Origin of the sequence: Sporosarcina sp. NCCP-2716, assembly GCF_023707985.1 — a bacterium.
In the GTDB taxonomy this organism is placed as follows: Bacteria; Bacillota; Bacilli; order Bacillales_A; family Planococcaceae; genus Sporosarcina.
In genome coordinates this window covers 154,945-179,894 of record NZ_BRCF01000003.1, presented here as the reverse complement: position 1 = coordinate 179,894, position 24,950 = coordinate 154,945, and the positions used below count along the sequence as shown (strand labels likewise).

Here is a 24,950-nt window from a genome sequence, read left to right as displayed (position 1 = left end):
AAGTTACACCCGAGTATATCAGAACGTCGGAAAAATGGAAAAAATTAAATTGATTTGGTGGAGGGGATTGGATACGATTGAGTCAAATGCTGAAAAGGCGGTACCTGTGCGCGAAACAATCGTGAATGTTTAAATAAACGTGTTATTCAGAATAACTTGGAATATTCACCGTGCATTAGGCTGTTCTGACAGTTAGGAGAAACTATAATGGATGCCTTCAGTTTAATCACATTCCTATTGGTTACCGGGTATAGTTTCTATACCTTGTTTTTCAAACAGAAAGAAGACTTTTTAGTTCTTTATCTGATCTTTTGCCTCATCGTATCTTTCAGTCTGGCTGTCTTCCTGCATATTTCGGCTGCCATGTGGTTCTTTGCTGTTTGTGCGGCCGGATTACTCTTATCTTCAGTTGTTTCATTATGGAATAAAGTTCTTTGGACCGGCATTGCGCTGTTTTTCGCTTCGCTTTACCAAGTGCCGATAAACCCTGTCCAGTTCGATACTTATTTGACAGAGGAATATGGTATCTATTGTGCAGGGATCGAATGTCTTAAAGTGGAAGGGGAAAATGATTATACATTGCGAGGGGAAATATCTGCTATCCAGCAGCGTGAGTTTAAGTGGCTGCTAGTCAAAACTGAAGCGGCACTAGAAACTGATAAGTACCGAGTTGAGGCTACGAACATATTGGGCTGGTGGACTTCAAAACTACAGTTGAAATAACGAACAGGTTCGAAGAGTGAATGGTGCCTGTGCATGAAACAATCATGAAAGTTTGAACAAACGTGTTAATTGGAACAAACATGATTGTTTGCTGCACAGGCACCGGAAAAAAAGATACCGAAAAAGGAGACTGACGCCATGTTACTTGAAGTGATTGCGACCAGTGTGGAGGATGCGCTGACGGCTGAACAGGCCGGCGCGGACCGGCTGGAGCTTTGTGCTGCACTGACCGAAGGAGGACTTACCCCGAGCCTTGGTCTGATAGAGGAAGTCGTCGGGGCGGTTGACATTCCGGTGCATGTCATTGTCCGGCCGCACAGCCGCTCCTTTGTCTACAGCGAAGCGGATATGCAAGTGATGCTGTCGGACATCGGACACATACGGCGGGCAGGCGCAGCCGGAATTGTCATCGGTGTATTAGATGATGAAAACCATATCGACACGGTAAAGTTGGAGCGCCTGATCCAGGCAGCCGAGGGCCTAAACATCACCTTCCACCGAGCATTCGACGAAATCGCTGACCAGCTCGGCGCTGTCGGCGTCCTCGCCTCCTACCCGGAGATCCAGCGTGTGCTGACGTCCGGCGGTAAGGCGCCGGCTCCGCAATCTGTTCAACAGCTGAAACGACTAGCTGTCAAAGCAGCAGGCACGTCACTGACCATCCTTGCCGGCCACGGGATGACTGCCGAAGGGCTGGATCGATTCCTGGAAAACACCGGCATTACTGAAGTCCACTTCGGATCAGGGATCCGGTTCGGCAACAGTTTCAACCAGCCGATCGACCCCCAAGTGATCCGGCAAATCGTGGGTTAGGTACCTGTGAGTTAGGTACCTGTACGCGAAACAATCATGAAAGTTTGAACAAATGGGATAGTTGAAACAAACACGATTGTTTGCTGCACAGGTACCTAAAATAATTTTCTGAAAAAAGAGGTATTTGACAGTCTTGTATCGAATCTACTAGAGGCTGTGAGATTTTTACATATTACTTGACCCATTGGTGCCTGAAAAAGACAATCTGATAAAAGAGAACCTATTGATGGAGGAGAATCGTTTGCTGTTATTCCGTTCCGCCAAACCGCGCAAAATGCCGGACTTCACTGAAAGAGCTGCAGCCTTGCAGACAGACATCCGGATCGATGATGAAGAGACCAAGCGGAAACTGCACATCATCAGCATGACCGAAAATGATCTGCAGGCGCTGCAGCTGATCCAGCCGCTGATCCGGCAGTATGGGGATGAGCTTGTCGACAATTTCTACGGCACGATCCTTCAAGTGCCGGCATTGCAAAAGATGATCGAAGACAATACGACACAGGACTACTTGCGAAACGCACTTAAGACGCATATCACCGAGATGTTCGACGGGGTGATCGACGAAGATTTCATCCGCCGGCAGCTTGTTGTCGCGAAGACCCATTACCGGCTCGGCCTGCCGCCGTCTGCATATATGGGCGCCTTCCAGAACCTGCAGGACACGATGCTGGCCGTCGTATTCAGGGAGATGGACAATCCGCCGGACATGCAGCGTGTCCTGTCGGCTGTCAATAAGATGATCAGCTTCGAGCAACAGCTCGTTCTGGAAGCCTACGACGATGAGATCCAGAAAGAGCTCCATTCGCAGTTCGAGAGCGGCAAGCAAGGATTGCAAAATACGATGCTCGATGTGAGTGAAGGGCTCGTGGCATTGGCCGAAGAGACGCAGGCAGCTGCGGAAATGCTCAGCGCGACGATACGCAATGTCAGTGATACCGCGGGGGACAGCAATGAACAGGCAGTCCGTGCCAAGACAGCCGTGGACGCAGGTCAGCAGCGGCTGCAGGAGCTGTCGGGCAAGATTGCGATCATTGAGCAGTTCACGGCAAGCATGACCGCGAGCATCGGCGAGCTTGGCGAATCGTTCAGCGAAATCACGGATGTCATCGGCATCGTTCAGGAAATTGCCGATCAGACGAACCTCCTGTCGCTTAACTCTGCGATAGAGGCAGCACGCGCCGGTGAACACGGAAAAGGGTTCGCCGTAGTCTCCCAGGAGGTCCGGAAGCTGTCCGAGCAAACAAAAAGTTCTGTCGCTGATATCCGCCAGCTCATCCAGACGTCGAACCGCTTCCAGGAACAGGTGCTTGAAAACCTGGAATCTGTCAGCAGGGCGGTCCGTGAAGGGGCAGCCGCTTCCAGCCAGACGACTGAGGCTTTCCATGATGTCGTGGAGTCGATCGACAAGAGCAGCGCAGTCGTCGTGCACGTGCAGCGCCAGATGAACGAAGTGACCGGCACCGTAGCGGACATACGGAAATCGACCAGTGAAGTCGCAGCTTCGGCTGAATCGCTCAACCGTGCCGCAGCCAATGCCTGAATCACCTAATCAAACCAACGGAGGAGAGGACATCATGACGTATACAGTGGAACACGTGGACGACTTGAACACACTCGATATCGAACGACTCATTACCGAAAGTGAAACGGAAGGCTATCGCTTTGTAACACGCCTTGCAGAAGATTATAAGGACGGGGTCAACACCTTCTCCAAGCCCGGGGAAGCCCTGTATGCTGTCCGAAATGATGCGGGGGACGTCATCGCGATCGGCGGGGTCAACCGGTTCCCGGTGCCAGGCGGCGATCCGGAGACCGGCCGCCTCCAGCGTTTCTATGTGCTCGAAGAAGAGCGTCGGAACGGTGCGGGCTCACTGCTCCTGCAGGAGATTGTCCGGCATGCGAAAGATAACTTCCGTGAGCTGACCGTCAAAACGGAGTCTTCGAAAGCGGATGCCTTCTACCGGCATAACGGCTTCGAATTCGACGACTCGGAAGCTGAGACGACGCATAAGATGGAATTTGCCGGATAACAAAGAGATAAAGGGAAGTGGATTATCATTCATACCGAACGTAAGCATATTTTCATGGTGATCGGGGTGGCGCTGCTCATCCTGTCGCCTGTCCTTGTTTTCCTGCTGCCGAACTTCATCGCCAATTCGCTCTATTTCAGGGCGGGTGCGTGGTTCGTGTTTGTCTCGAAAGGCGTCTATGCTGTCTATGCGGTCGCCTTCGTGCTGCTCATCGCCGCCTGTTTCGTACTGTTCGCCATGAGCCTGCAGAAGAAGTCCTTGCTCATTGGAGCGGGGCTTGTGATCGCTTCAGCGTTCTGCTTCTATTTGGGAGGGCTGCACTACACGAAACTGACGGATCAGGGCATCGACTACCGCCCGGTCCTGTCATTCACTACCCATCACTATGAATGGAGCAATACCGATGAGGCAATCTACAGGTCAGTTCCAAGCAAGGACGGCGATTCGACCTTCACGTTCACCTTCCGAGACAAGACGGAACTGACGATGATTGTCAACCAGCTGTTCTTCAAATTCATGCAGCCGATCGAAAACCGGCTGAGTTACGAAGGGGTGGAAGTCGAGAAAGTGCTCGTGCCGCCGAAAGACTGATAAGGAAGGCGCCGCATGAGTGTATCCCGTCCCGCTGCTGTGGTATAGTATCCATGAAAGCAGGTGACGGACGTGAAACGAAAGCGGAAGAATCTCCATATGAAAGGCAATATGATCGTTTTCCCGGGCACTGTGGAACGGCTGCTGGAACGGGCTGAAGACGCACTGCAGGAGGAAGACTTCGGGGAAGCTGTCCGCGTTTGCGAACAGCTTCTTGAGCTTGCGCCGGAACTCCCGGAACTGCCCGGCCTGCTGGCAGTCGCACTCTATGAAACGAAAGATTTCGACAAGGCGAAACCGTACGCGGCTGCCTGGGTCCAGAGCGATCCGGCAGATTATTTCGAAGCGATGGAACTGTATCTCGCCGTCAGCATACAGCTGCAGGACTATGAAGAAGTCGAGGAGATCATCAGTGCGCTGCTTGAGGAAAATATCATCCCGCCTGATCTGCGCCAGAAGTTCATCTATCTGAAAGAACTGAACGGCCGCCTCACCAGCCGGTTCGCCGAGGACGCAGAACCACCGGTGCGCGAAAAAGTCACGATGCAGTCATTTCTCGACATGGATCCAAACAGACGCCAGCAGCTGCTCGCTCAGCTGGAAAAGCAGGCTTCCGAGGAGGACTGGCCATTGCTGATCAAGGTCGCTCAATCCGACGAACTGCCTGCGATACTTAGGACAGCGGCGCTTGTGATACTCAGGAACACAGGCTGCACCGAGCAGATCGCAATCGTGAAATTCGGCCGCGGACTCTGCATCATCCCGGCTGAACTGCCGGCGCCGGGGGAGGATGAGCTGACAGAGGCCGTCTGCCGTCTGCTCCGGCAGAACCTCGACAAAGACCCGACCCGGCTGCAGCTGATGGAGGAGTCGGTGAGGAAATTCGCCCTCATAAGTTATCCAGTCGGATGGGGGGCAACTGCTGAAGCGGTAGCGGAAGCATATACGAACTATTCTTCCTATCTGTTTGAAGGAAACCCGCTTCCCCCGACAGCTCTCCAGCAGCTCATACTGAGCGTCGATCAGGACACCGGCCAAGCGGCTGAATGAAATTTGTTGAAAGATGAAGAGACTGTGATATACTGAGATGGTTGTCAATGGCGTATAAAACAGTACAAAATATAGTCGTCACTATGATTCGGAGGTATGACAAATGGCAGTTAAATGGGAAAAACAAGAAGGTAACAAAGGCAAGTTGACATTTGAAGTAACAGCGGAGCGCTTCACAGAAGCGATGGACCAGGCATTCAAGAAAGTGGTCAAGCAGGTGAACGCACCAGGTTTCCGTAAAGGGAAAATGCCGCGTAAAATGTTCACTAAAATGTACGGAGAAGAAGCGCTTTACAACGATGCAATCGACATCGTGCTTCCTGAAGCATACGATGCAGCAGTCCGTGAAGAAGGCCTCGAGCCGATCGCTTCACCGCAGATCGACATCGAAACTCTTGAAAAAGGCGAGCCGGTTGTCTTCACAGCAATCGTTCCTTTGAAGCCTGAAGTGAAACTCGGAGACTACAAAGGTCTCGAAGCGACACGCCAGGAAACAAAAGTAACGGACGAAGAAATCGACACAGAGCTCGAAACACGCCGCGAATCAATGGCTGAAATGGTCGTCAAAGAAGATGGCGCCATCGAAGAAGGCGACACAGCGAACATCAACTTCGACGGCTACTCGGAAGGCGAAGCGTTCGAAGGCGGGAAAGCGGAGAACTATGACCTCGTCATCGGATCCGGTTCGTTCATCCCAGGGTTCGAAGAGCAGCTCATCGGACTGAAAACAGGCGACGAGAAAGATGTCGAATTGACATTCCCTGAAGAATACCACGCTGCTGAACTCGCAGGAAAACCTGCAGTGTTCAAAGTGAAAGTGAACGAAATCAAAGCAAAAGAAGTTCCTGAACTTGACGACGAACTTGCGAAAGAAATGGACGAAGACGTGGAAACAGTGGACGAGCTCCGCAAGAAAATCCGCGAAAACGTTGAATTCGAAAAGCAGTCCGCAGCTGAAACAGCACTTCGCGACGATCTCGTCGAAGCGGCAGCACGCAACGCGGAATTTGAAGTTCCTGAAGAAATGGTGGATGCTGAAACGAACCGTATGCTCGAGGAATTCGGCCAGCGTCTCCAGATGCAGGGCATGAACCTTGACCTGTACTACCAGTTCTCGGGTCAGGATGAAGCAGCTTTGCGCCAGCAGATGCATGACGATGCAGTCAACCGTGTACGCGTTTCGCTCACGTTGGAAGCGATCGGTAAAGAAGAAGGCGTCGAAGTTACTGAAGAAGAGATCAACGAAGAACTCACAAAAATGTCCGAGCAGTTCAACATGGACATCGAGCAGATCAAAACCGCTCTTGGCGGCACGGAAATGCTTGAAAACGACCTTCGTTTCAACAAAACAGTCCAGCTTCTCGTCGACAATGCGAAAATCTCGGACGCTGAATAATAACCTGAACCACAGGCAAGGTACGCTAGCAGCCGTACCTTGCTTTTCTATATATCGGCATGGCGGATAAAACCAGCCGCTGGACTGAATTTCAATAGGCACCACACGCGGCCGGAACGCCGTGTACATATTGCAACAGGACAAATAAGTTGATAATGCAGATGGAATCTTGTAAGATTTCACTGAATAGGGGTGAGCAATTTGTTCAAATTTAACGATGAAAAAGACAATTTGAGCTGTTCGTTCTGTGGCAAGACGCAGGACCAAGTCCGCAAGCTTGTCGCAGGGCAAGGGGTTTATATATGTGACGAATGTGTTGAACTGTGTGCTGAAATCGTGGAAGAGGAAGTCGGCCTCGAAGAAGGTTTCGAATTCAAGGATGTCCCGAAACCGAAAGAGATCCAGTCCATCCTCGATGAGTACATCATCGGTCAGGACCGCGCGAAGAAATCGCTGTCCGTTGCGGTCTATAACCATTACAAGCGTGTCAACTCCGGCAGCAAAGTGGATGATGTCGAACTTGCGAAATCGAACATCGTCCTGATCGGGCCGACCGGAAGCGGGAAAACGCTTCTCGCGCAGACACTTGCGCGCATCCTGGACGTCCCGTTCGCCATTGCGGATGCGACATCACTGACGGAAGCCGGCTATGTCGGCGAAGACGTCGAAAATATCTTGCTGAAACTGATCCAGTCCGCTGATTTCGATATCGAACGTGCGGAAAAAGGGATCATCTATATCGATGAAATCGACAAAGTCGCCCGCAAAGGGGAGAACGCGTCGATCACACGCGATGTTTCCGGTGAAGGTGTCCAGCAGGCCCTTCTCAAGATTCTTGAAGGGACGGTTGCGAGCGTACCGCCACAAGGCGGACGGAAGCATCCTCATCAAGAATTCATCCAGATCGACACGACCAATATCCTGTTCATCGTCGGCGGTGCCTTCGACGGCATCGAAGAGATCATCAAACGTCGTATCGGCCAGAAAGTCATCGGGTTCGGATCGGATCCGAATGCTTCCGACGAAGAAAAATCATTGCTTTCCCGCATGATTCCGGAAGACCTTCAGCAATTCGGTCTCATTCCGGAATTCATCGGCCGTCTGCCAGTGATTGCGACGCTCGAACAGCTGAGCGAAGATACGCTGTATCAGATCTTGACACAGCCGAAAAATGCGATTGTCAAGCAGTATCAGAAGATGCTCAGCCTTGATGACGTCGAACTGCGTTTCGAAGATGAAGCTCTACTTGAAATCGCCCGGGAAGCCATCGAGCGGAAGACAGGAGCACGCGGTCTGCGGTCCATCATCGAGAATATCATGCTCGATGTGATGTATGAGCTCCCTTCACTAGAAGAAGTGAAGGAATGCCTGATCACGAAGGATTCCGTCCTTGGCGAGGGGACACCGATCCTTTATCGCGAAGATGGCACGGAACTGAAGCTCGATAACGAAAAACATACAGCATAACTGCATGGGGAAGCTGACTTGACCGGGGCCATTTGGGCCGATTGAGTCAGCTTTTTTCCTCATTATCCATATTGCGGTCATACATAATTTGTTATACATTTAGTAGTGGAGGTGACGGTTCAGTGGCAGTGCGACATACAATTCCTCTTCTTCCGTTAAGAGGGATCCTGATTTACCCGACGATGACCTTACATATTGACGTGGGCCGGGAACGGTCCGTTTTCGCGATTGAACATGCAATCGCTAACGATAATGTGATCTTTTTAGCAACTCAGATCGACATGAACGAAGAAGACCCTGAACCGGGCGACCTGTACCAGCTCGGCACACTGGCGCTCGTCAAATCGATGACCCAGCTTCCGAACGGCGCCTACCGGGTGCTGATCGAAGGGATCGAGCGTGCGACGTGGTCGAACTACGAGGAGGCGGATCTCTATCCTGTCGTCTCGGTAAGCGGCTATCCGGATTCGACCGCGGTCGACGCGGAAACCGAGGCGCTCATGCGTACGCTCCTTGACCATTTCAAGAAATATACGACCATCTCGAAGCGCGTCAACGAAGAAGCGTACGATTCCGTTTCAGGCATCCAGGAACCCGGGCGCCTCGCCGATACGATCGCTTCCTATCTGCCACTCAAAATCCGTGCCAAACAGGACATCTTGGAGACGCGCGACGTCAACGAACGGCTCGAGTGGCTCATCAGCCGCCTGTTCAACGAGCAGGAAGTGATGAACCTCGAACAGCGCATCAACGAGCGGGTGCGGGAAGCGATGGAGCGCACGCAGAAGGAATTCTATCTGCGCGAACAGATGAAAGCGATCCAGACCGAACTTGGTGACAAAGACGGCAAAGGGCTTGAAGTCGAGTCGCTGCGGGAGAAGATTGAGGAGGCCGGCATGCCGGAAGAAGTGCAGAAGACAGCGGAACGGGAACTGAACCGGTTTGAAAAAATACCATCCGCCGCTCCGGAAAGCGGAATCATCCGCTCGTATATCGACTGGCTCCTTGCGCTGCCCTGGTCAGACGCCACGGTCGACCAGCTCGATATCGACCGGTCGGAGATGATCCTGAACCGAGACCATGAAGGGCTTGACACCGTCAAGGAGCGCATCTTGGAATTCCTGTCCGTCCGGCAGCTGACGAAATCGCTCCGCGGACCGATCCTCTGCATCGAAGGACCGCCCGGAGTCGGGAAAACGTCCCTCGCGAAATCGATCGCCGAGTCGCTCGACCGGAAATTCGTACGCATCTCACTCGGCGGTGTACGGGATGAGTCCGAAATCCGCGGCCACCGCAGGACGTACGTCGGTGCGATGCCGGGCCGGATCATCCAGGGCATGAAAAAAGCGGGCACCATCAACCCTGTCTTCCTGCTCGATGAAATCGACAAGATGTCGAACGATTTCAGGGGTGATCCGTCATCCGCCATGCTCGAAGTGCTCGACCCGGAACAGAACAGCGCGTTCAGCGACCATTACATAGAAGAGCCGTATGACCTTTCAAATGTACTGTTCATCGCAACTGCGAATGACTTGAGCTCGATTCCCGGACCGCTGCGCGACCGGATGGAGATCATTTCGATCGCCGGGTATACTGAACTGGAAAAACAGGCGATCGCAGCCCGGCATCTCATTCCGAAACAGCTGAAAGAACACGGCCTGACCAAGTCCCAGGTGAAGTTCCAGCAGCCGGCGATCCTTGATTTGGTCCGTTTCTATACGCGGGAAGCGGGCGTCCGCTCCCTGCAGCGGGAAATTGCGCGGATTTGCCGCAAATCCGCCAGAATCATCGCCGGCGGGAAGCGGAAGAGCGTGACGGTAAGCACGAAAACGCTCGAGACATTCCTCGGCAAACGGAAATTCAGCCACGGCCAGGCGGAAGAGACGAACCAAGTCGGAGTCGCTACAGGCCTTGCGTATACATCGGTCGGCGGTGACACGCTGCAGATCGAAGTATCGTTATCGCCCGGTAAAGGCAAACTGATCCTGACAGGCAAACTCGGCGACGTCATGAAGGAATCCGCCCAGACGGCTCTGTCGTACGTCAGATCCCGTGCGGAGAGTCTCGGCATAGATCCGCTGTTCTACGAAACGAACGATATCCACATCCACGTACCGCAGGGAGCTGTGCCGAAAGACGGTCCGTCCGCAGGCGTGACGATCGCCACGGCACTTGTATCGGCATTGACGAACCGTCCGATCCGCAAAGAGGTCGGCATGACAGGGGAAATCACGCTGCGCGGACGCGTCCTGCCGATCGGCGGGCTGAAAGAGAAGACACTGAGCGCCCATCGCGCCGGTCTGCGTGTCATCATCCTGCCGAAAGACAACGAACGGGATATCGATGATGTGCCGGAGGAAATACGCAGCGAGCTGACATTCAAATTGGCAGACGACGCCGAGCAGGTGCTCGAGATCGCATTGGAGGAACGAAGTTATGAAAGTACACAACGTTGAAATGGTGATGAGTGCCGTCCGTCCGGAACAGTATCCGGATGACGGCCTGCCTGAATTCGCACTAGCCGGACGCTCGAACGTCGGTAAGTCTTCATTCATCAACAAAATGCTCGGACGCAAAAGCATCGCCCGGACTTCTTCGAAACCCGGCAAGACCCAGACGCTGAATTTCTATAAAATCGAAGAACAGCTCTTCTTCGTCGATGTGCCGGGCTACGGCTACGCGAAAGTATCCAAGACGGAAAAGGAAAAGTGGGGCGGTATGATCGAACGGTATCTGACAGGGCGCGAACACTTGCGCGCGGCTGTGCAAATCGTCGATATCCGCCATGCGCCTTCTAAAGATGACATCAACATGTACAATTTCTTTGTCCACTACAACATCCCGACGATCGTCATTGCGACGAAAGCCGACAAGATCCCCCGCGGGAAGTGGGACAAACATAAGAAGATCGTCCGTCAGACGCTCAATATGCTCGGCGACGATCCGCTTTACATCTTCTCTTCCGAAAAAGGAATCGGCGTCGAGGAAGTCTGGGCCGAGATCGAAAGCCGGATGCAGCCGGCTGACGAGGAGTAATCGAAACCGCAGTCCGCATGGTTGAAACGCGGCCTGCGGTTTTTACATGCGCTTTATTCCCGGCTGCACCGATGGCAAAACAGACCATTGGCAAGGCGGGAGAAAATACTTTATACTTATTACAAAGAGCTCGTGCAGAAACTAGCCGTCATAGGTTGTCCATAATTCAGGCATGACCTGCCCGCCGGCTGTGCTATACTAAAGAGCAGGAAATAGACGCGAAAGGTGTGAACCCCTAGTGAAACTTCTCGCAATCGGAGTTAATCACAGGACAGCGCCGGTAGAAATCAGGGAGAAACTTTCGTTTAACGAAGCTGATTTGCCGCACGCCATGAAAACTCTTCAATCGACAAAAAGCATACTTGAAAATATTATCGTCTCGACCTGTAACCGGACAGAGATCTACGCCGTCGTGGATCAGCTGCATACAGGTCGTTATTATGTGAAAAACTTCCTCGCAGAATGGTTCCGTCTGCCTGTCGAAAGTTTTGCGCAGCATCTGATCATCAAAGAAGAAAACGAAGCTGTCGAACATCTCATGGCCGTTACATCTGGAATCGACTCGATGGTGCTCGGGGAGACACAGATCCTCGGCCAAGTGCGGAATAGTTTCCTCACGGCGCAGGAGATCGGAACGACCGGCACGATCTTCAACGAACTGTTCAAGCAGGCGATCACAGTCGCGAAACGTGCCCACGCGGAAACAGCGATCGGGGAAAACGCTGTTTCCGTCTCGTACGCAGCGGTCGAACTCGGCAAGAAGATCTTCGGTTCGCTGAAGAATAAGCATATTGCGATTGTCGGTGCCGGCGAGATGGGCGAACTGACCATCAAGAACCTGCAGGGCAGCGGTGTCGGCAAAATCACTGTTCTGAACCGCACATTCTCGAAAGCCGAAGAGCTCGCAGGCCGTTTCGACGGCGCCGCGAAATCTTTGCAGGAACTGCAGTGTACGCTGCTGGACGTCGATATACTGATCAGCAGCACGGGTGCGAAAGACTACATCATCGACTACGAGCTCATGCAGTTCGTCGAGCGGCTGCGCAAAGGGCGACCGCTGTTCCTCGTGGACATCGCCGTGCCGCGCGATATGGATCCGCGGATCGGGGACCTGCCGAACATGTTCCTCTATGACATCGATGATATGCAGGGCATCGTGGAAGCGAACCTCGCTGAGCGGAAGCGTGCGGCGGAGGAGATCCAGACGATGATCCGGTCGGAAGTCGTGCTGTTCAGTGAATGGCTCGTGACACTCGGTGTCGTTCCGGTCATCACGGCACTCCGTAAAAAGGCGCTCACCATCCAGTCCGAAACGATGGCGAGCATCGAGAACAAAATGCCGGACCTGACCGATCGGGAGAAGAAAGTGCTGAGCAAGCATACGAAATCGATCATCAACCAGCTGCTGAAAGAACCGATCTCCCAGGCGAAGGAATTCGCATCCGACCCGAAAGCTGCTGAAAAGCTGGACTTGTTCCAGTCGATCTTCGGCATCGCTGAAGAGGTCGAACAGGAGAAAGCGAAGCAGGCACAACAGCAGAAAGCGGAACAGGGAGCCGGTGCTTCCCAAACGGCCGGACTGCAGCCTGATATGACATATTGAGGTTGTCCTAGTCATTTCCCATCCCGCGTCTCAACCGGTCGATGCGGAAATGGCTTTTTTGACAGAAAGGCAGAGGTTGGCCTATGGCAGATATGACAATAGCGCGGCTGCAGGAAGCGATGCTCGTGCTCTATGCAGTCAGCTTGATATTTTACTTCATCGACTTCCTGAACAAAGACCGGCGCTCACAGACTGCGGCTTTCTGGATGACCGTGACCGTCTTCGTGCTGCAGACAGGGTTCCTCCTGCGGGCAGCCTACATGACGGGGCAGCTGCCGGTCCTGTCGCTCTATGACGGTGTCTACTTCTTCGCCTGGATCCTTATTGTGCTGTCGCTCGGGATCCAGCTCAAGTACCGCACGAGCTATGCCGGGTTCTTCCTGAACGTCATCGCGTTCAGTTTCATGACAATCCATATTTTTGCGCCGGTGCAGGCTGCCGGTGCGGGTGTCGCCACAGCGCTCGTCTCCGAACTGCTGTTCATCCATATTACGTTCGCCATCCTGTCGTACGCGGCGTTCGCGATGGCCTTTGTATTCGCGATTTTGTATCTGCTCGTCTATAATCTGCTGAAGAAGAAGAAATGGACCGCCCAGTTCAGCCGCCTCCCGTCACTGCAGCATGCGCTGACGGGCATGAAGTCCGCCATCTACACGGGTATCCCCGTACTGCTCGTCAGTCTGATACTCGGCGTGCAGTGGGCGTATATGGCGCTCGATGACTGGAATGTGTTCGATGTGAAGATCGTCGGCTCGTTCCTGCTGCTGGTCGTCTACAGTGTCCTGCTCGTCCTGAACAGGCGGGGCAGACTGCAGGCAGCCGATTTTGCATGGGCGAATGTGATCGCGTTCGTCCTGATCATCATCAATTTCTTTTTAGGAAGCAAACTATCGCAATTCCATTTTTGGCTGTAAGCTGTCTTTTTACGGCAAGCTGTCAGCTGTAACGGATGCATCCACATGAGGAAGGAAGAGGACATTGAGAAAAATTATCGTAGGTTCCCGAAGAAGCAAGCTTGCACTGACGCAGACGAATTGGTTCATCGAACAGATGAAAGCGGCTGGTGCGCCGTTCGAATTCGAAGTGAAAGAGATTGTAACGAAAGGCGACCGGATCGTCGACGTCATGTTGTCGAAAGTCGGCGGCAAAGGTCTGTTCGTTAAGGAAATCCAGCAGGCGCTGTTCGATAAGGAGATTGACTTCGCCGTACATAGCATGAAAGACATGCCCTCTGTGCTGCCGGAAGGCCTCATCGTCGGCTGTATCCCGAAACGGGTCGACCCGCGTGATGCATTCATCTCGAATGGCAATGTCGCGTTCAAAGACCTGCCGGAAGGCGCAGTTGTCGGTACGTCCTCCCTGCGCCGCAGCTCCCAGCTGCTGCTGCTGCGTCCCGATCTGGAAATCAAGTGGATCCGAGGCAACATCGATACCCGCCTGAAGAAGATGCAGGACGGCGAATACGACGCAATCTTGCTCGCGGCTGCCGGTCTGAAACGGATGGGCTGGGGCGAGGACATCATCACTGAATACATGAATTTGGAAGACTGCATCCCTGCCGTCGGGCAAGGGGCGCTGTCGATCGAATGCCGTTCCGATGATGCTGAACTGCTGGCAGAACTTGCAAAGATGAATGATGAACAGACGTTCCGCGAAGTGGAAGCGGAGCGGACATTCCTCCGTGAAATGGACGGCTCTTGCCAAGTGCCGATCGGTGGATTCGCCCGTGCTTCCGAAGATGGCATTGCGCTGACCGGTTTCATCGCTGCACCGGATGCGTCCGTCGTCTACCGTCATACGGCCACTGCCGCGACTCCGGTCGAAGCCGGACAGCTCGTCGCTGAAAAACTCCGCAGTGAAGGTGCAGCGGACGTCATCGAGCGGGTGAAGGCTGAAATGGATGGACAGTAAGCTGCCGCTTGCGGGCGAAACAGTCGTCTTCACGAGTACGAAGAAATCCGAAGAACCGTTTGAGCTGGTCAGGCAATACGGCGGCGAGCCGGTTTCACTGCCGCTCATCAGGACGTCGGAGCGGCTGGACGATGAAGACCATCTGAAGATGAAACGGGCGCAGTCGTATGATTGGCTCATTTTCACGAGTCAGAGTGCCGTCGCCGCATTCAGCGCGAAACTGGGCCGGGCGGGTATGACCGCTGCGGATTTCTCGGTGTATGTGGCAGCTGTCGGCTATAAGACGGCTGCGGCCCTCGGGCGGCTCGGTTTCCGGGTCGATTTCATCCCCGACATATTCAGCGCGGATGTCTTCGTCCGGCAGTTCAGCCCTGCTGGTGAATCGCTCAGGGCCCTTTTCGTCAAAGGGAACCTCGCAGGGTCGCTCATCACGGACGAACTGCCGCTATCGGTCGACGAATGGACGGTATACGAAACGGAACCGGAAACGGCCTCAGCAGCCGGGATCGTCTCACTTGCGCAGCAGGGCGGCCCTCTGTCGATCCTGTTCGCAAGCCCTTCGGCGGTCCGGGTGTTCAGCGACTATGCAGCACCCCGTATCGGCTGGACCGGTTATACGATCGGCGCCATCGGGCACATTACGGAACGGGCATTGACCGAGGCGGGAGCAGCTGCCGACGTCATGCCGGATACTTATACTTTACCGGAACTCGTGCGGACGCTCGCCGAGTCGAAAGGAAGGAACTGACCTATGACACAATTGAACTTCAAACGCCACCGCCGTCTCCGCAGCACTGCGGGAATGCGCGCGATGGTGCGGGAAACACAGCTGGATGTAAAGGACTTCATCTATCCGATCTTCGTCATCGAAGGTGAGGACGTGAAGCAGGAAGTGCCATCGATGCCGGGCGTCTACCAGCATTCGATGGACCGTCTTGCCGATGAACTCGACGAAGCGGTCGCCCTCGGTATTCCCTCGGTCATCTTCTTCGGAGTCGTTACGGAAAAAGATGCTGTCGGCAGCGGGGCGTATCATGACCACGGCATCATCCAGGAAGCGATCCGCCTGACGAAAGAACGGCATCCGGAACTGATCGTCGTCGCTGATACGTGCCTGTGCGAGTATACAGACCACGGCCACTGCGGTGTCATCGAAGGGGAGCGTGTCCTGAACGATCCATCCCTCGACCTTCTCGTGAAGACGGCGGTCTCCCAGGCGAAAGCTGGAGCGGATATTATCGCGCCGTCCAACATGATGGATGGGTTCGTCACTGCGATCCGCCACGGGCTCGACGAAGCGGGCTTCGAAGAGATTCCGATCATGAGTTATGCCGTGAAGTATGCGTCTGCGTATTACGGTCCGTTCCGGGATGCAGCCGATTCCACGCCGCAATTCGGTGACCGCAAGGCGTACCAGATGGATCCTGCGAACCGCATGGAAGCGCTCCGTGAAGCGGAGTCCGACATCGCGGAAGGCGCGGATTTCCTGATCGTCAAACCGGCGCTGTCCTACTTGGATATCATGCGCGACGTGAAGAATAACACGCTGCTGCCGCTCGTCGCCTATAATGTGAGCGGGGAGTACGCCATGGTGAAAGCCGCTGCATTGAACGGCTGGGTCGACGAGCAGCGGATCGTCCTTGAAACACTGACAAGCATGAAACGCGCGGGAGCGGATCTGATCATGACCTATCATGCAAAAGACGCAGCGCGCTGGCTGGAGGAGACGAAATGAGAGACTATACAAAATCGAAACAGGCATTCGCTGACGCGGTAGATCTCATGCCGGGCGGGGTCAATTCCCCGGTCCGTGCGTTCAAATCGGTCAACATGGATCCGATCTTCATGGAGAGCGGCAAAGGCGCGATCATCAAGGACATCGATGGCAATGAATACATCGACTATGTGCTGTCATGGGGCCCTCTTATCTTAGGCCATGCGGAAGACGGCGTCGTCGAAGCGCTGCAGAAAGCTGCGGTCAAAGGATCGAGCTTTGGAGCACCGACTCTTCTTGAGAACGAACTGGCGGAACTCGTCATCGACCGCGTGCCGTCGATCGAAATGATCCGCATGGTTTCATCTGGAACAGAAGCGACGATGAGCGTGCTCCGTCTTGCGCGCGGCTATACGAAGCGCAATCTGATTCTGAAGTTCGAAGGCTGCTACCATGGCCACGGCGATTCCCTTCTCATCAAGGCGGGATCGGGTGTCGCAACACTCGGCCTGCCGGACAGCCCGGGTGTCCCGGAAGGTATCGCGAAAAACACGATCACCGTCCCGTACAATGACCTGGAAAGCCTGAAAGTCGCCTTCAAGGAATACGGCAGCGACCTGGCAGCCGTCATCGTCGAGCCGGTCGCCGGCAACATGGGCGTCGTCCCTCCGAAAGAGGGATTCCTGCAGGAACTGCGCAAGATGACCGAAGAGAACGGCACACTGCTCGTCTTCGATGAAGTGATGACCGGATTCCGTGTCGGTTACAACTGCGCGCAAGGCTACTTCGGCGTGACGCCGGATCTGACGTGCCTCGGAAAAGTGATCGGCGGGGGACTCCCGGTCGGTGCCTACGGCGGCAAGCGTGAGATCATGGAACACATCGCACCGGCTGGAACGGTTTACCAGGCCGGCACACTTTCCGGGAACCCGCTCGCAATGACAGCAGGCATCGAAACGTTGAAGCGCCTCAACCCTGAATCATACGATCACTTCGTGAAACTCGGCGATCAGCTGGAACAAGGGTTCCGCGAAGCAGCGGAAGCGAACAACATTCCGCACACTGTGAACCGTGCCGGCTCGATGATCGGTTTCTTCTTCACGAACGAAGACGTCACCGATTACGAGTCAGCCAAGTCTTCCGATCTTCAGTTGTTCGCGGAGTACTACCGGCTCATGGCGGAAGAGGGCATTTTCCTCCCGCCGTCGCAGTTCGAAGGGATGTTCCTGTCGGCTGCGCATACCGAAGAGCACATCGCAAAAACGGTACAGGCATTCCATACCGTTTTCGCCAAATTGAAGAAATGACCGAACAAGCCTTTCCAGCATGCCTAGCTGCCGGGAAGGCTTTTGGTCTGTTTGCAGCCGTTTCCGCATACAATGCAGGAGTAAAAGGAGGCGGCTCAATGAAAAAACCGATCGAGTGGACGTTGTCGGAGACATTCCAGTTTCCCGCGTCAGCAGGCAGTGTATCCGAAGTGAATGAGGTGAAAGTGACAGCCGGCTATCAGGATGATCAGACGGAAGATGCCGTCCGGCTGTCGGGGATTTATCACATAGCGGCCAATGTGACGCTTGCAGAAAAAGCGGCGGGGGAAGCGGCGGAAGATCCGGACGGCGCCATCATGATCGATGATGTCGAGATCGAAGGGACGAACGGCTATTTCGAGTATGCTGTGCCGCTCGAAGTCGATCTGCCGGCAGCCCACGGCGCGCGTGTCACTGCAAGTGTCATCGATTCCACGGCATCCGCGACGGACAGCGGCGACCTGCTCGTCATGTGGACCGTACAAGCTGTCGCAGAAACGCCGGAACCGGCGGCGCCTGCTCCTGAAGTGACGGCAGCTGCTGAGACAGCACAGAAAGACGCAGGACAGACAGCGGCAGCGGCATCCGCCGTCCAAGAAACGGATAGTGAAGCAGGTGCTGCCGCGTCAGCCGAAGCCCTTGATCAAGACAGCTCGAGTGTGGCTCTCCTCGCAGCGGTATCCGAAGAAAGCGGTCATCACGAGATGCTGGCCTTCATCCGCGATCTGGAAGACGGCTATTCCGTAACGCCATTCACCTTAAATGATGTTTTTATAGAACAAAAATGAGCATCCGCACAGGAGACATAGAAGCAGGAAATCTCCGGTTGTCGGTACGATCAGCAGCCGGATGAGCTGGAAACAGGAGATCGGGATGATGATCGTCTTGCAGTAGAAGCGGGTCTTGCGCAGCCAGGGCGGCAGCAGATACGGGTTGTATCCTCGTCTCAATGACACCATCCTTTCGCAGTGGGCTTGACGGAGCCGGCTCCTATCCGGTACACTGTTGGAAACAGCATAGGGATGCAGTGAGCGGGAAAGCAGTCCAGCAGGCAATTGGCAGAGAGGGTCCGGTACGGTGGGAGGACCTATTGCAGCCGGACAGTTCGTCACCCGTCAGCAGCTTACGTGAACGTGCAGGCCAGTAGCGTAACGCCGGTGAAAAACCGTTATTTTTGTTGAGGCATGAGTGCAGACCCGCACGCATGCAAATAAAGGTGGTACCGCGAACTGACTCCTTCGTCCTTTACTGGCGAAGGGGTTTTTTGTGTTTCCGGAAGGATTTCCGGAGACACAGCATTCCCTGATTTCAACACTCGAGGAGGAATGGTTATGACAGACAAACAGCAAGTTGAAATGCCGACAAAGTACGATCCGCAGACGATCGAGAAAGACCGCTACGGCTGGTGGCTCGAAGGCGGCTACTTCAAAGCGCAGCCGGAAAGCGGGAAAGAGCCGTATACGATCGTCATCCCGCCGCCGAACGTAACAGGCAGACTTCACCTCGGTCATGCATGGGATACAACGCTGCAGGATATCCTGATCCGCATGAAACGCATGCAGGGCTATGATGCTCTATGGCTGCCCGGCATGGACCACGCCGGCATCGCGACGCAGGCGAAAGTCGAAGAGAAACTGCGCGCCGGCGGACAGACCCGCTATGACCTCGGCCGCGAGAAATTCCTCGAGAAAACGTGGGAATGGAAAGAGGAGTACGCTGGCCATATTCGTGAACAATGGTCGAAACTCGGGTTGGCCCTCGATTACTCACGCGAGCGATTCACCCTTGATGAAGGCCTCTCCCGTGCAGTCCGTGAGGTGTTCGTCAAGCTCTATAACAAAGGGCTGATCTACCGCGGCGAATATATCATCAACTGGGATCCCGCGACGAAAACAGCGCTGTCCGATATCGAAGTCATCCACAAAGATGTAGCGGGTGCCTTCTATCATATGCGGTACCCGCTCGCAGATGGAACCGGAAGCATTGAAATCGCGACGACACGTCCTGAGACGATGCTCGGAGATACAGCAGTCGCTGTCCATCCGGAAGACGAACGTTACCAGCACCTGATCGGCAAAACGGTCAAGCTGCCGATCGTCGGACGTGAAATTCCGATTGTTGCGGACGATTACGTCGAAATGGACTTCGGAAGCGGCGCCGTGAAGATCACGCCGGCCCACGATCCGAACGACTTCGAAATCGGCAACCGCCATGATCTGCCGCGCGTGCTCGTCATGAACGAAGACGGCTCGATGAACAGCCTCGCCGGTAAATATGAAGGCATGGACCGGTTCGAATGCCGGAAAGTGATCGTCAAGGACCTCCAGGACATGGATGTCTTGTTCAAGATTGAAGAACACAACCATTCCGTCGGCCACTCGGAGCGGAGCGGTGCTGTCGTTGAACCATACTTGTCGACGCAATGGTTCGTCAAAATGCAGCCGCTTGCTGAAAAGGCGATCGAGCTCCAGAAGACGGAAGGCAAAGTGAACTTCGTGCCGGACCGTTTCGAGAAGACGTATCTGACGTGGATGGAGAACGTCCACGACTGGTGCATCTCCCGCCAGCTCTGGTGGGGCCACCGTATCCCGGCCTGGTACCACAACGAAACCGGGGAAGTGTACGTCGGCGAGGAAGCGCCTGCCGACATCGAAAACTGGCATCAGGAAAACGACGTGCTCGATACGTGGTTCTCGTCCGCACTGTGGCCGTTCTCGACGATGGGCTGGCCGGACACGGAGAATCCGGAATTCAAGCGCTACTACCCGACAGATGCACTCGTGACGGGCTACGACATCATCTTCTTCTGGGTGTCCCGCATGATCTTCCAGGGGCTCGAATTCACGGAACAGCGTCCGTTCGATGACGTGCTCATCCACGGTCTCGTCCGTGCCGAAGACGGCCGCAAAATGTCGAAATCACTCGGCAATGGTGTCGATCCTATGGACGTCATCGACCAGTACGGTGCCGATGCGCTCCGCTACTTCCTTGCGACAGGTTCATCGCCCGGCCAGGATCTGCGCTACTCGACGGAGAAGGTCGAAGCGATCTGGAACTTTGCGAATAAAATCTGGAACGCATCGCGTTTTGCCCTCATGAACATGGAAGGTATGACATACGATGAAATCGACTTGTCCGGCGAACGGTCCGTCGCGGATGACTGGATCTTGACGCGCCTGAACGAAACGATCGACGCCGTCACGAAGCTATCGGACCGCTACGAGTTCGGCGAAGTCGGCCGCGCGCTCTATAACTTCATCTGGGATGATGTGTGTGACTGGTACATCGAGATGGCGAAGCTGCCGTTATATGGTGAAGATGAAAAAGCGAAGCAGATGACGCGTTCCGTGCTCGCGCACGTGCTCGACAATACGATGCGCCTGCTGCATCCGCTCATGCCGTTCATCACCGAGGAGATCTGGCAGAACCTGCCGCACAGCGGGGAGTCGATCACCGTTGCTCCATGGCCGGTCGCCGATCCTCAGTTTACGAATGACAAGCGGTCGGATGACATGCACTTGCTGACAGATGTCATCAAAGCGGTCCGCAACATTCGTGCGGAAGTGAACACGCCGATGAGCCGCCAAGTGCCGCTCTATATTGCTGCGAAGGACGAAGCGACAGCTGCCGTGCTGAATGAAAACCGGGCGTACGTAGAGAAGTTCTGCAACCCGGAATCACTCGAAATCGGAGTGGACGTCCAGGCACCAGGCAAATCAATGTCTGCCGTCGTCACTGGCGCAGAGCTGTTCCTGCCGCTTGAAGGTCTTCTTGACATTGACGAGGAGATCGCACGGCTGACAAAAGAACTCGGCAAGTGGGCCGGCGAAGTGAAACGCGTCCAGGGCAAACTGTCGAACGAACGCTTCCTCTCGAAAGCTCCGCAGGCTGTTGTCGACGAAGAACGGGCGAAAGAGCAGGACTACCTGGACAAACACGCCGCTGTCGAGCGACGTATCCAGGAATTGAAAGAGATCTAAAGAAAAGATGAATGGTGGGCTCCGCTGCTGCGGAGCCTTTTCTGTTTGATGGAGTTAAAGCGGGTGGCGCTCATAAAAGTGGGAAACCGCTCATAAAAACGTGGAAGCGCTCATAAATCTGGGAAACCGCTCATAAAACGCTGAAATCGCTCATAAAACAGGAAAAGCGCTCATAAATCGTAGAAAACGCTCATAAACTACCAAAACCGCTCATAAATCGTAGAAAACGCTCATAAACTACCAAAACCGCTCATAACCCCCTCCCATTCAGCGGGCAATCCCCACAGTAAACAAGCGAAGCGCCACCAATCAGGCTCTCCCATGCAAAAACCCTTATGACTCCGCTTGTGAGTCAAAAGGGTTTCTTCAGTTTCCGATCTATATACCGCATCAGCTCGCGGGCGGCGTCGCAATCACTCGTTTCATAAAGCGACCGAGCGCCGACAGGGTCTTCGATTTCATTCAGCAGCCAGACACCTTCTTCGTTCTGGATGAAATCGATGCCGATGTAATCGCTTTTTACCGCTTTCACGATCTTCTCCGCAAATGCCAGCAGTGGGGCAGGGGGGCTGAAACGTTCCGCATGTCCGCCGAGCGCTACGTTCGATTTGAACGAGTCCGCCCCGGTCCGCCTGACAGCGCCGGTACATTCCTCGCCGAGCATGTATACACGAACGTCGGACGCTCCGTGCTCGATGAACGGCTGGAAGATCCATAAATCATCAGGGCGTTCTGCAAGGAGCTGCTCGACGTCAGCCATGGTCTCACATAGGAATACATCCTTCCCGCCATGGCCGGATACCGTCTTCACCACTGCCGGAAACGTGCGGATCTCCGCAGGGCGCTGCAGTTCCCGGGTTGGAACCACCGGAATGCCGAGCAGCATCGCAAGTTGAGCCGTCTGCAGCTTGTCATTCGCAATGCGGGTCACTTCGCTGCGGTTAAACAGACGCACTCCGGCTTCTTCCAGACGGCGGCTGAACGAATGGTCCCTGCCGCGGTAAATGACGAAATCAGGGAGCACCGGCAACTCCGCCATCTCTTCCTCGATCATCAGGTCAAGCTGCAGGCGGTATTCTGAAGCCGACTCGATAAGACGTCCAGCGAACCACTCATTCCTCACCGACTCTTCCTGGCTGTAGACGAGCCATCCATTCATGACAACCCCTCCAGTATGTAGGAAATCATCGCGTCCGCGACGTTGATGCCCGTCACATTATAGATGTTGCGGATATGCGCCGCACCGTTCACTTCGCATACGAGCGGCTGCCCGCCCGGTCCGTACAGCAGGTCGACTCCGGCAAAATCCGCCCCGACGGAACGTGCTGCCTGCAGGGCGACCGCCTCCTGTTCAGGCGTCAGATCCACGACAGAGGCAACTCCGCCGTTCGTGATGTTCGCGCGGAAATCGGTTTCGGAAGACCGCGCCATGGCGGCGGCCACCCGGCCACCGACGACGTTCACCCGGATATCCCTGCCGCGGCTCGACGCGACGAATTCTTGGAACAGATACTCCTTGCCCCGCAGGCTGTCGACTTTATCATAAAATGCGTTTTCCGTCTCGATTAGATACACATTCATGCCGAACGAACCGCGCGCTTCCTTGATGATCATTGGGAGGCCGATTTCACCGAGCACCCGCTCATAGAATCCGCTGTCACGGATCGTGAAATTCGGGTACACTTTCGGCGCGAGGATCGTCCGGGGCATCGGCACGCCGTCCGCAGCAAGCGTCACCGCCTGTTTCGTCTTGTTGTCACAGCGCTCAATCACATCCGGATCATTGAATACCGGAATGCCGTGCGACTTCAAATACGTCGCGAGCACGATGTCTTTATCGAGAAAGACGACGAAATCCGGCTTGTCCGCAAAGTGACCTGTCACGTCCATAAGCACTTCGTAATTTTTCAAGATGACGGACCTGACACCCGCACGAACGGCTGCCTCGTGGACAAGATCGGCCTGGTCCCTGAATTTATCGCTCGTTAAACTACCATTATAAATAATCCAGCATGTTTTCAAAACGGCCCCTTCTTTCTCATGCTATACTTTAGTACACATTGAATTCACTCAAGTTTAGCATAAGGCGGGGGATAAGGATGATTCCGAAGTTGGACGACTACAAAAACAGGACTGGCCTGACAAGCAGCAATACGATAAAACCCGGCCTTGAAGCGATCATGGAAGCAATGCACCGCCTCGGCAGTCCGCAGAAACAGCTGCGCGCCATCCACGTCGCCGGCACGAACGGCAAAGGATCGACTGTCGCCTTCATGGAACGGATCTTCCGGGCGGCGGGCATGACGACGGGCGTGTTCACATCACCGGCGATGATTGACATCCATGATCAGATCCGTCTCGACGGACGCAACACGACCGAGGACGAACTGCTCGAGAGCTTCCGTACGATCAAAGACGCAGGGCTCAGCGGCCGGCTCACTGATTTCGAACTGCTGACAGCAGCTGCATTTGTCACGTTCGCAAACGTCCGTCCTGACATCATCCTCGTCGAATGCGGGCTCGGCGGCCGGTTCGACAGCACGAATGTCCTGGACCCTGCAGTCACTGTCATTACATCGATCGCGAAGGACCATACCGAGTTCCTCGGCGACTCACTCACGTCGATCGCCTGGCACAAAGCGGGGATCTTTAAATCCGGCATCCCGGCCGTCTGCGGGGACCTGCCGGATGAGGCGCTCGCTGAAGCGGAACGGATTGCAGCCGGACTGGACAGCCCCTGCTATGTGTACGGCCGTGACTTCAGGATGGATGGGGGAACGGATGAGTCCTTCAGCGGAATCCGCGAAGTCAGCCACATCGAGCGACGGCTGAAAGGACCGCACCAGGCGGTCAACGCGGCAGTCGCCATCGAAAGCGTGCTGCTCGCCTGTCCTGATATTGACGAAGACGCAATCCGTGAAGGTATAAGGGAAGCACAGCTCGCGTTCCGTTTCGAAGAAGTGGCACCTGGCGTCTATTTCGACGGCGCACACAACCCCGCTGCTGCAAAACGGCTCCGCCAGACGATCGAAGAGCAGTTCCCCGGCGAGACGGTCGACTTCGTCATCGGTATGATGGCGAACAAAGACAGCAGAGCAGTGCTCGATGAACTGATTCCTGTAGCGCATTCCTTCACTTTCACAGATTTCAGTGACCCCGGCGCAACTTCCGCCCGAGCCTTATACGAAAACTGCCATTTTGGAAATAAACAGGTGACAGGGACGCTGGATGCATCTATAATACTAACTAATGATTCGCCCCGGAAGAAAATAGTCTCAGGGTCTTTATACTTGCTAAATGGTCTAAAGGCTCATATACTTTAATAG

General features: G+C 54.5%; 22 protein-coding genes. 19 read left to right on the top strand and 3 right to left on the bottom strand.

Annotated elements, in window-relative coordinates:
• The first annotated feature begins 207 nt into the window (after positions 1-207).
• From NFU03_RS06630 to NFU03_RS06550, 17 genes are all read left to right on the top strand, one after another.
• Positions 208-723: a hypothetical protein gene (locus tag NFU03_RS06630; RefSeq protein WP_251637217.1), complete on the top strand. Its 516-nt coding sequence runs from the start codon at positions 208-210 to the stop codon at positions 721-723.
• Positions 724-861: 138 nt separating this feature from the next.
• A complete protein-coding gene (locus tag NFU03_RS06625; protein ID WP_251637215.1) occupies positions 862-1,536 on the top strand; it encodes a copper homeostasis protein CutC in 675 nt (224 codons plus the stop codon).
• Positions 1,537-1,762: 226 nt separating this feature from the next.
• Positions 1,763-3,079, top strand: coding sequence for a globin-coupled sensor protein (locus NFU03_RS06620; protein ID WP_251637214.1), 1,317 nt, complete (start codon positions 1,763-1,765; stop codon positions 3,077-3,079).
• Positions 3,080-3,113: 34 nt separating this feature from the next.
• The gene (locus NFU03_RS06615) at positions 3,114-3,569 is read left to right on the top strand and encodes a GNAT family N-acetyltransferase (RefSeq protein WP_251637212.1); all 456 of its coding nucleotides are present in this window, start codon (positions 3,114-3,116) and stop codon (positions 3,567-3,569) included.
• Positions 3,570-3,623: 54 nt separating this feature from the next.
• Positions 3,624-4,160: a hypothetical protein gene (locus tag NFU03_RS06610; protein ID WP_251637210.1), complete on the top strand. Its 537-nt coding sequence runs from the start codon at positions 3,624-3,626 to the stop codon at positions 4,158-4,160.
• A gap of 72 nt (positions 4,161-4,232) precedes the next feature.
• Positions 4,233-5,210 (top strand): tetratricopeptide repeat protein, encoded by a 978-nt coding sequence (locus tag NFU03_RS06605; RefSeq protein WP_251637208.1) that lies wholly within the window; start codon positions 4,233-4,235, stop codon positions 5,208-5,210.
• Between the two features lie 103 nt (positions 5,211-5,313).
• Positions 5,314-6,606: a trigger factor gene (gene tig / locus NFU03_RS06600; RefSeq protein ID WP_251637206.1), complete on the top strand. Its 1,293-nt coding sequence runs from the start codon at positions 5,314-5,316 to the stop codon at positions 6,604-6,606.
• 201 nt (positions 6,607-6,807) lie between these two features.
• Positions 6,808-8,073 carry an ATP-dependent protease ATP-binding subunit ClpX gene (gene clpX / locus NFU03_RS06595; protein WP_251637204.1) on the top strand — a complete coding sequence of 422 codons (1,266 nt, stop codon included), beginning with the start codon at positions 6,808-6,810 and terminating at the stop codon, positions 8,071-8,073.
• A gap of 122 nt (positions 8,074-8,195) precedes the next feature.
• On the top strand, positions 8,196-10,529 hold the full coding sequence (gene lon, locus NFU03_RS06590) for an endopeptidase La (RefSeq protein WP_285835423.1): 2,334 nt from the start codon (positions 8,196-8,198) through the stop codon (positions 10,527-10,529).
• Positions 10,510-11,109, top strand: a complete 600-nt coding sequence (yihA, locus tag NFU03_RS06585; RefSeq protein ID WP_251637202.1) for a ribosome biogenesis GTP-binding protein YihA/YsxC — start codon at positions 10,510-10,512, stop codon at positions 11,107-11,109. Before lon ends, yihA begins: the two co-directional genes overlap by 20 nt.
• A gap of 238 nt (positions 11,110-11,347) precedes the next feature.
• Positions 11,348-12,712 carry a glutamyl-tRNA reductase gene (gene hemA, locus NFU03_RS06580; RefSeq protein ID WP_251637200.1) on the top strand — a complete coding sequence of 455 codons (1,365 nt, stop codon included), beginning with the start codon at positions 11,348-11,350 and terminating at the stop codon, positions 12,710-12,712.
• Between the two features lie 83 nt (positions 12,713-12,795).
• Positions 12,796-13,626: a cytochrome c biogenesis protein CcsA gene (ccsA, locus tag NFU03_RS06575; protein WP_251637198.1), complete on the top strand. Its 831-nt coding sequence runs from the start codon at positions 12,796-12,798 to the stop codon at positions 13,624-13,626.
• Positions 13,627-13,690: 64 nt separating this feature from the next.
• Positions 13,691-14,623: a hydroxymethylbilane synthase gene (gene hemC, locus NFU03_RS06570; protein WP_251637196.1), complete on the top strand. Its 933-nt coding sequence runs from the start codon at positions 13,691-13,693 to the stop codon at positions 14,621-14,623.
• Positions 14,613-15,371: a uroporphyrinogen-III synthase gene (locus NFU03_RS06565; RefSeq protein ID WP_251637194.1), complete on the top strand. Its 759-nt coding sequence runs from the start codon at positions 14,613-14,615 to the stop codon at positions 15,369-15,371. The genes hemC and NFU03_RS06565 overlap by 11 nt, the downstream gene beginning before the upstream one ends.
• A gap of 3 nt (positions 15,372-15,374) precedes the next feature.
• Complete coding sequence (gene hemB / locus NFU03_RS06560) at positions 15,375-16,358, top strand: porphobilinogen synthase (protein WP_251637192.1); 984 nt, start codon at positions 15,375-15,377, stop codon at positions 16,356-16,358.
• Entirely contained in the window at positions 16,355-17,644 is a 1,290-nt protein-coding gene (gene hemL / locus NFU03_RS06555; protein ID WP_251637189.1) for a glutamate-1-semialdehyde 2,1-aminomutase, read from the top strand. The genes hemB and hemL overlap by 4 nt, the downstream gene beginning before the upstream one ends.
• 98 nt (positions 17,645-17,742) lie before the next feature.
• Complete coding sequence (locus NFU03_RS06550; protein WP_251637188.1) at positions 17,743-18,432, top strand: hypothetical protein; 690 nt, start codon at positions 17,743-17,745, stop codon at positions 18,430-18,432.
• On the opposite strand, the gene NFU03_RS06545 is transcribed toward NFU03_RS06550, so the two are convergent.
• On the bottom strand, positions 18,403-18,603 hold the full coding sequence (locus tag NFU03_RS06545; protein ID WP_398289918.1) for a hypothetical protein: 201 nt from the start codon (positions 18,601-18,603) through the stop codon (positions 18,403-18,405). The two genes, NFU03_RS06550 and NFU03_RS06545, sit on opposite strands and share 30 nt — an antisense overlap.
• A gap of 372 nt (positions 18,604-18,975) precedes the next feature.
• Between NFU03_RS06545 and NFU03_RS06540 the strand changes: the two genes are divergently transcribed.
• Positions 18,976-21,624 carry a valine--tRNA ligase gene (locus NFU03_RS06540; RefSeq protein WP_285835422.1) on the top strand — a complete coding sequence of 883 codons (2,649 nt, stop codon included), beginning with the start codon at positions 18,976-18,978 and terminating at the stop codon, positions 21,622-21,624.
• 352 nt (positions 21,625-21,976) lie between these two features.
• Here NFU03_RS06540 and NFU03_RS06535 read toward each other — a convergent pair whose 3' ends face one another.
• Positions 21,977-22,783 (bottom strand): ATP-grasp domain-containing protein, encoded by an 807-nt coding sequence (locus NFU03_RS06535; protein ID WP_251637185.1) that lies wholly within the window; start codon positions 22,781-22,783, stop codon positions 21,977-21,979.
• Positions 22,780-23,646 (bottom strand): ATP-grasp domain-containing protein, encoded by an 867-nt coding sequence (locus NFU03_RS06530; protein ID WP_251637184.1) that lies wholly within the window; start codon positions 23,644-23,646, stop codon positions 22,780-22,782. The genes NFU03_RS06535 and NFU03_RS06530 overlap by 4 nt, the downstream gene beginning before the upstream one ends.
• 77 nt (positions 23,647-23,723) lie before the next feature.
• On the opposite strand from NFU03_RS06530, the gene NFU03_RS06525 reads away from it, so the two are divergent.
• Positions 23,724-24,947 (top strand): bifunctional folylpolyglutamate synthase/dihydrofolate synthase, encoded by a 1,224-nt coding sequence (locus tag NFU03_RS06525; RefSeq protein ID WP_251637182.1) that lies wholly within the window; start codon positions 23,724-23,726, stop codon positions 24,945-24,947.
• Positions 24,948-24,950: the final 3 nt, after the last annotated feature.

Coding starts and splice junctions, on each gene's coding strand:
- NFU03_RS06630 (WP_251637217.1), top strand. CDS start 208: ATGGATGCCTTCAGTTTAATCACATTCCTATTGGTTACCGGGTATAGT.
- NFU03_RS06625 (WP_251637215.1), top strand. CDS start 862: ATGTTACTTGAAGTGATTGCGACCAGTGTGGAGGATGCGCTGACGGCT.
- NFU03_RS06620 (WP_251637214.1), top strand. CDS start 1,763: ATGGAGGAGAATCGTTTGCTGTTATTCCGTTCCGCCAAACCGCGCAAA.
- NFU03_RS06615 (WP_251637212.1), top strand. CDS start 3,114: ATGACGTATACAGTGGAACACGTGGACGACTTGAACACACTCGATATC.
- NFU03_RS06610 (WP_251637210.1), top strand. CDS start 3,624: ATGGTGATCGGGGTGGCGCTGCTCATCCTGTCGCCTGTCCTTGTTTTC.
- tig (WP_251637206.1), top strand. CDS start 5,314: ATGGCAGTTAAATGGGAAAAACAAGAAGGTAACAAAGGCAAGTTGACA.
- yihA (WP_251637202.1), top strand. CDS start 10,510: ATGAAAGTACACAACGTTGAAATGGTGATGAGTGCCGTCCGTCCGGAA.
- ccsA (WP_251637198.1), top strand. CDS start 12,796: ATGGCAGATATGACAATAGCGCGGCTGCAGGAAGCGATGCTCGTGCTC.
- NFU03_RS06565 (WP_251637194.1), top strand. CDS start 14,613: ATGGACAGTAAGCTGCCGCTTGCGGGCGAAACAGTCGTCTTCACGAGT.
- hemB (WP_251637192.1), top strand. CDS start 15,375: ATGACACAATTGAACTTCAAACGCCACCGCCGTCTCCGCAGCACTGCG.
- hemL (WP_251637189.1), top strand. CDS start 16,355: ATGAGAGACTATACAAAATCGAAACAGGCATTCGCTGACGCGGTAGAT.
- NFU03_RS06550 (WP_251637188.1), top strand. CDS start 17,743: ATGAAAAAACCGATCGAGTGGACGTTGTCGGAGACATTCCAGTTTCCC.
- NFU03_RS06545 (WP_398289918.1), bottom strand. CDS start 18,603: ATGGTGTCATTGAGACGAGGATACAACCCGTATCTGCTGCCGCCCTGG.
- NFU03_RS06540 (WP_285835422.1), top strand. CDS start 18,976: ATGACAGACAAACAGCAAGTTGAAATGCCGACAAAGTACGATCCGCAG.
- NFU03_RS06535 (WP_251637185.1), bottom strand. CDS start 22,783: ATGAATGGATGGCTCGTCTACAGCCAGGAAGAGTCGGTGAGGAATGAG.
- NFU03_RS06525 (WP_251637182.1), top strand. CDS start 23,724: ATGATTCCGAAGTTGGACGACTACAAAAACAGGACTGGCCTGACAAGC.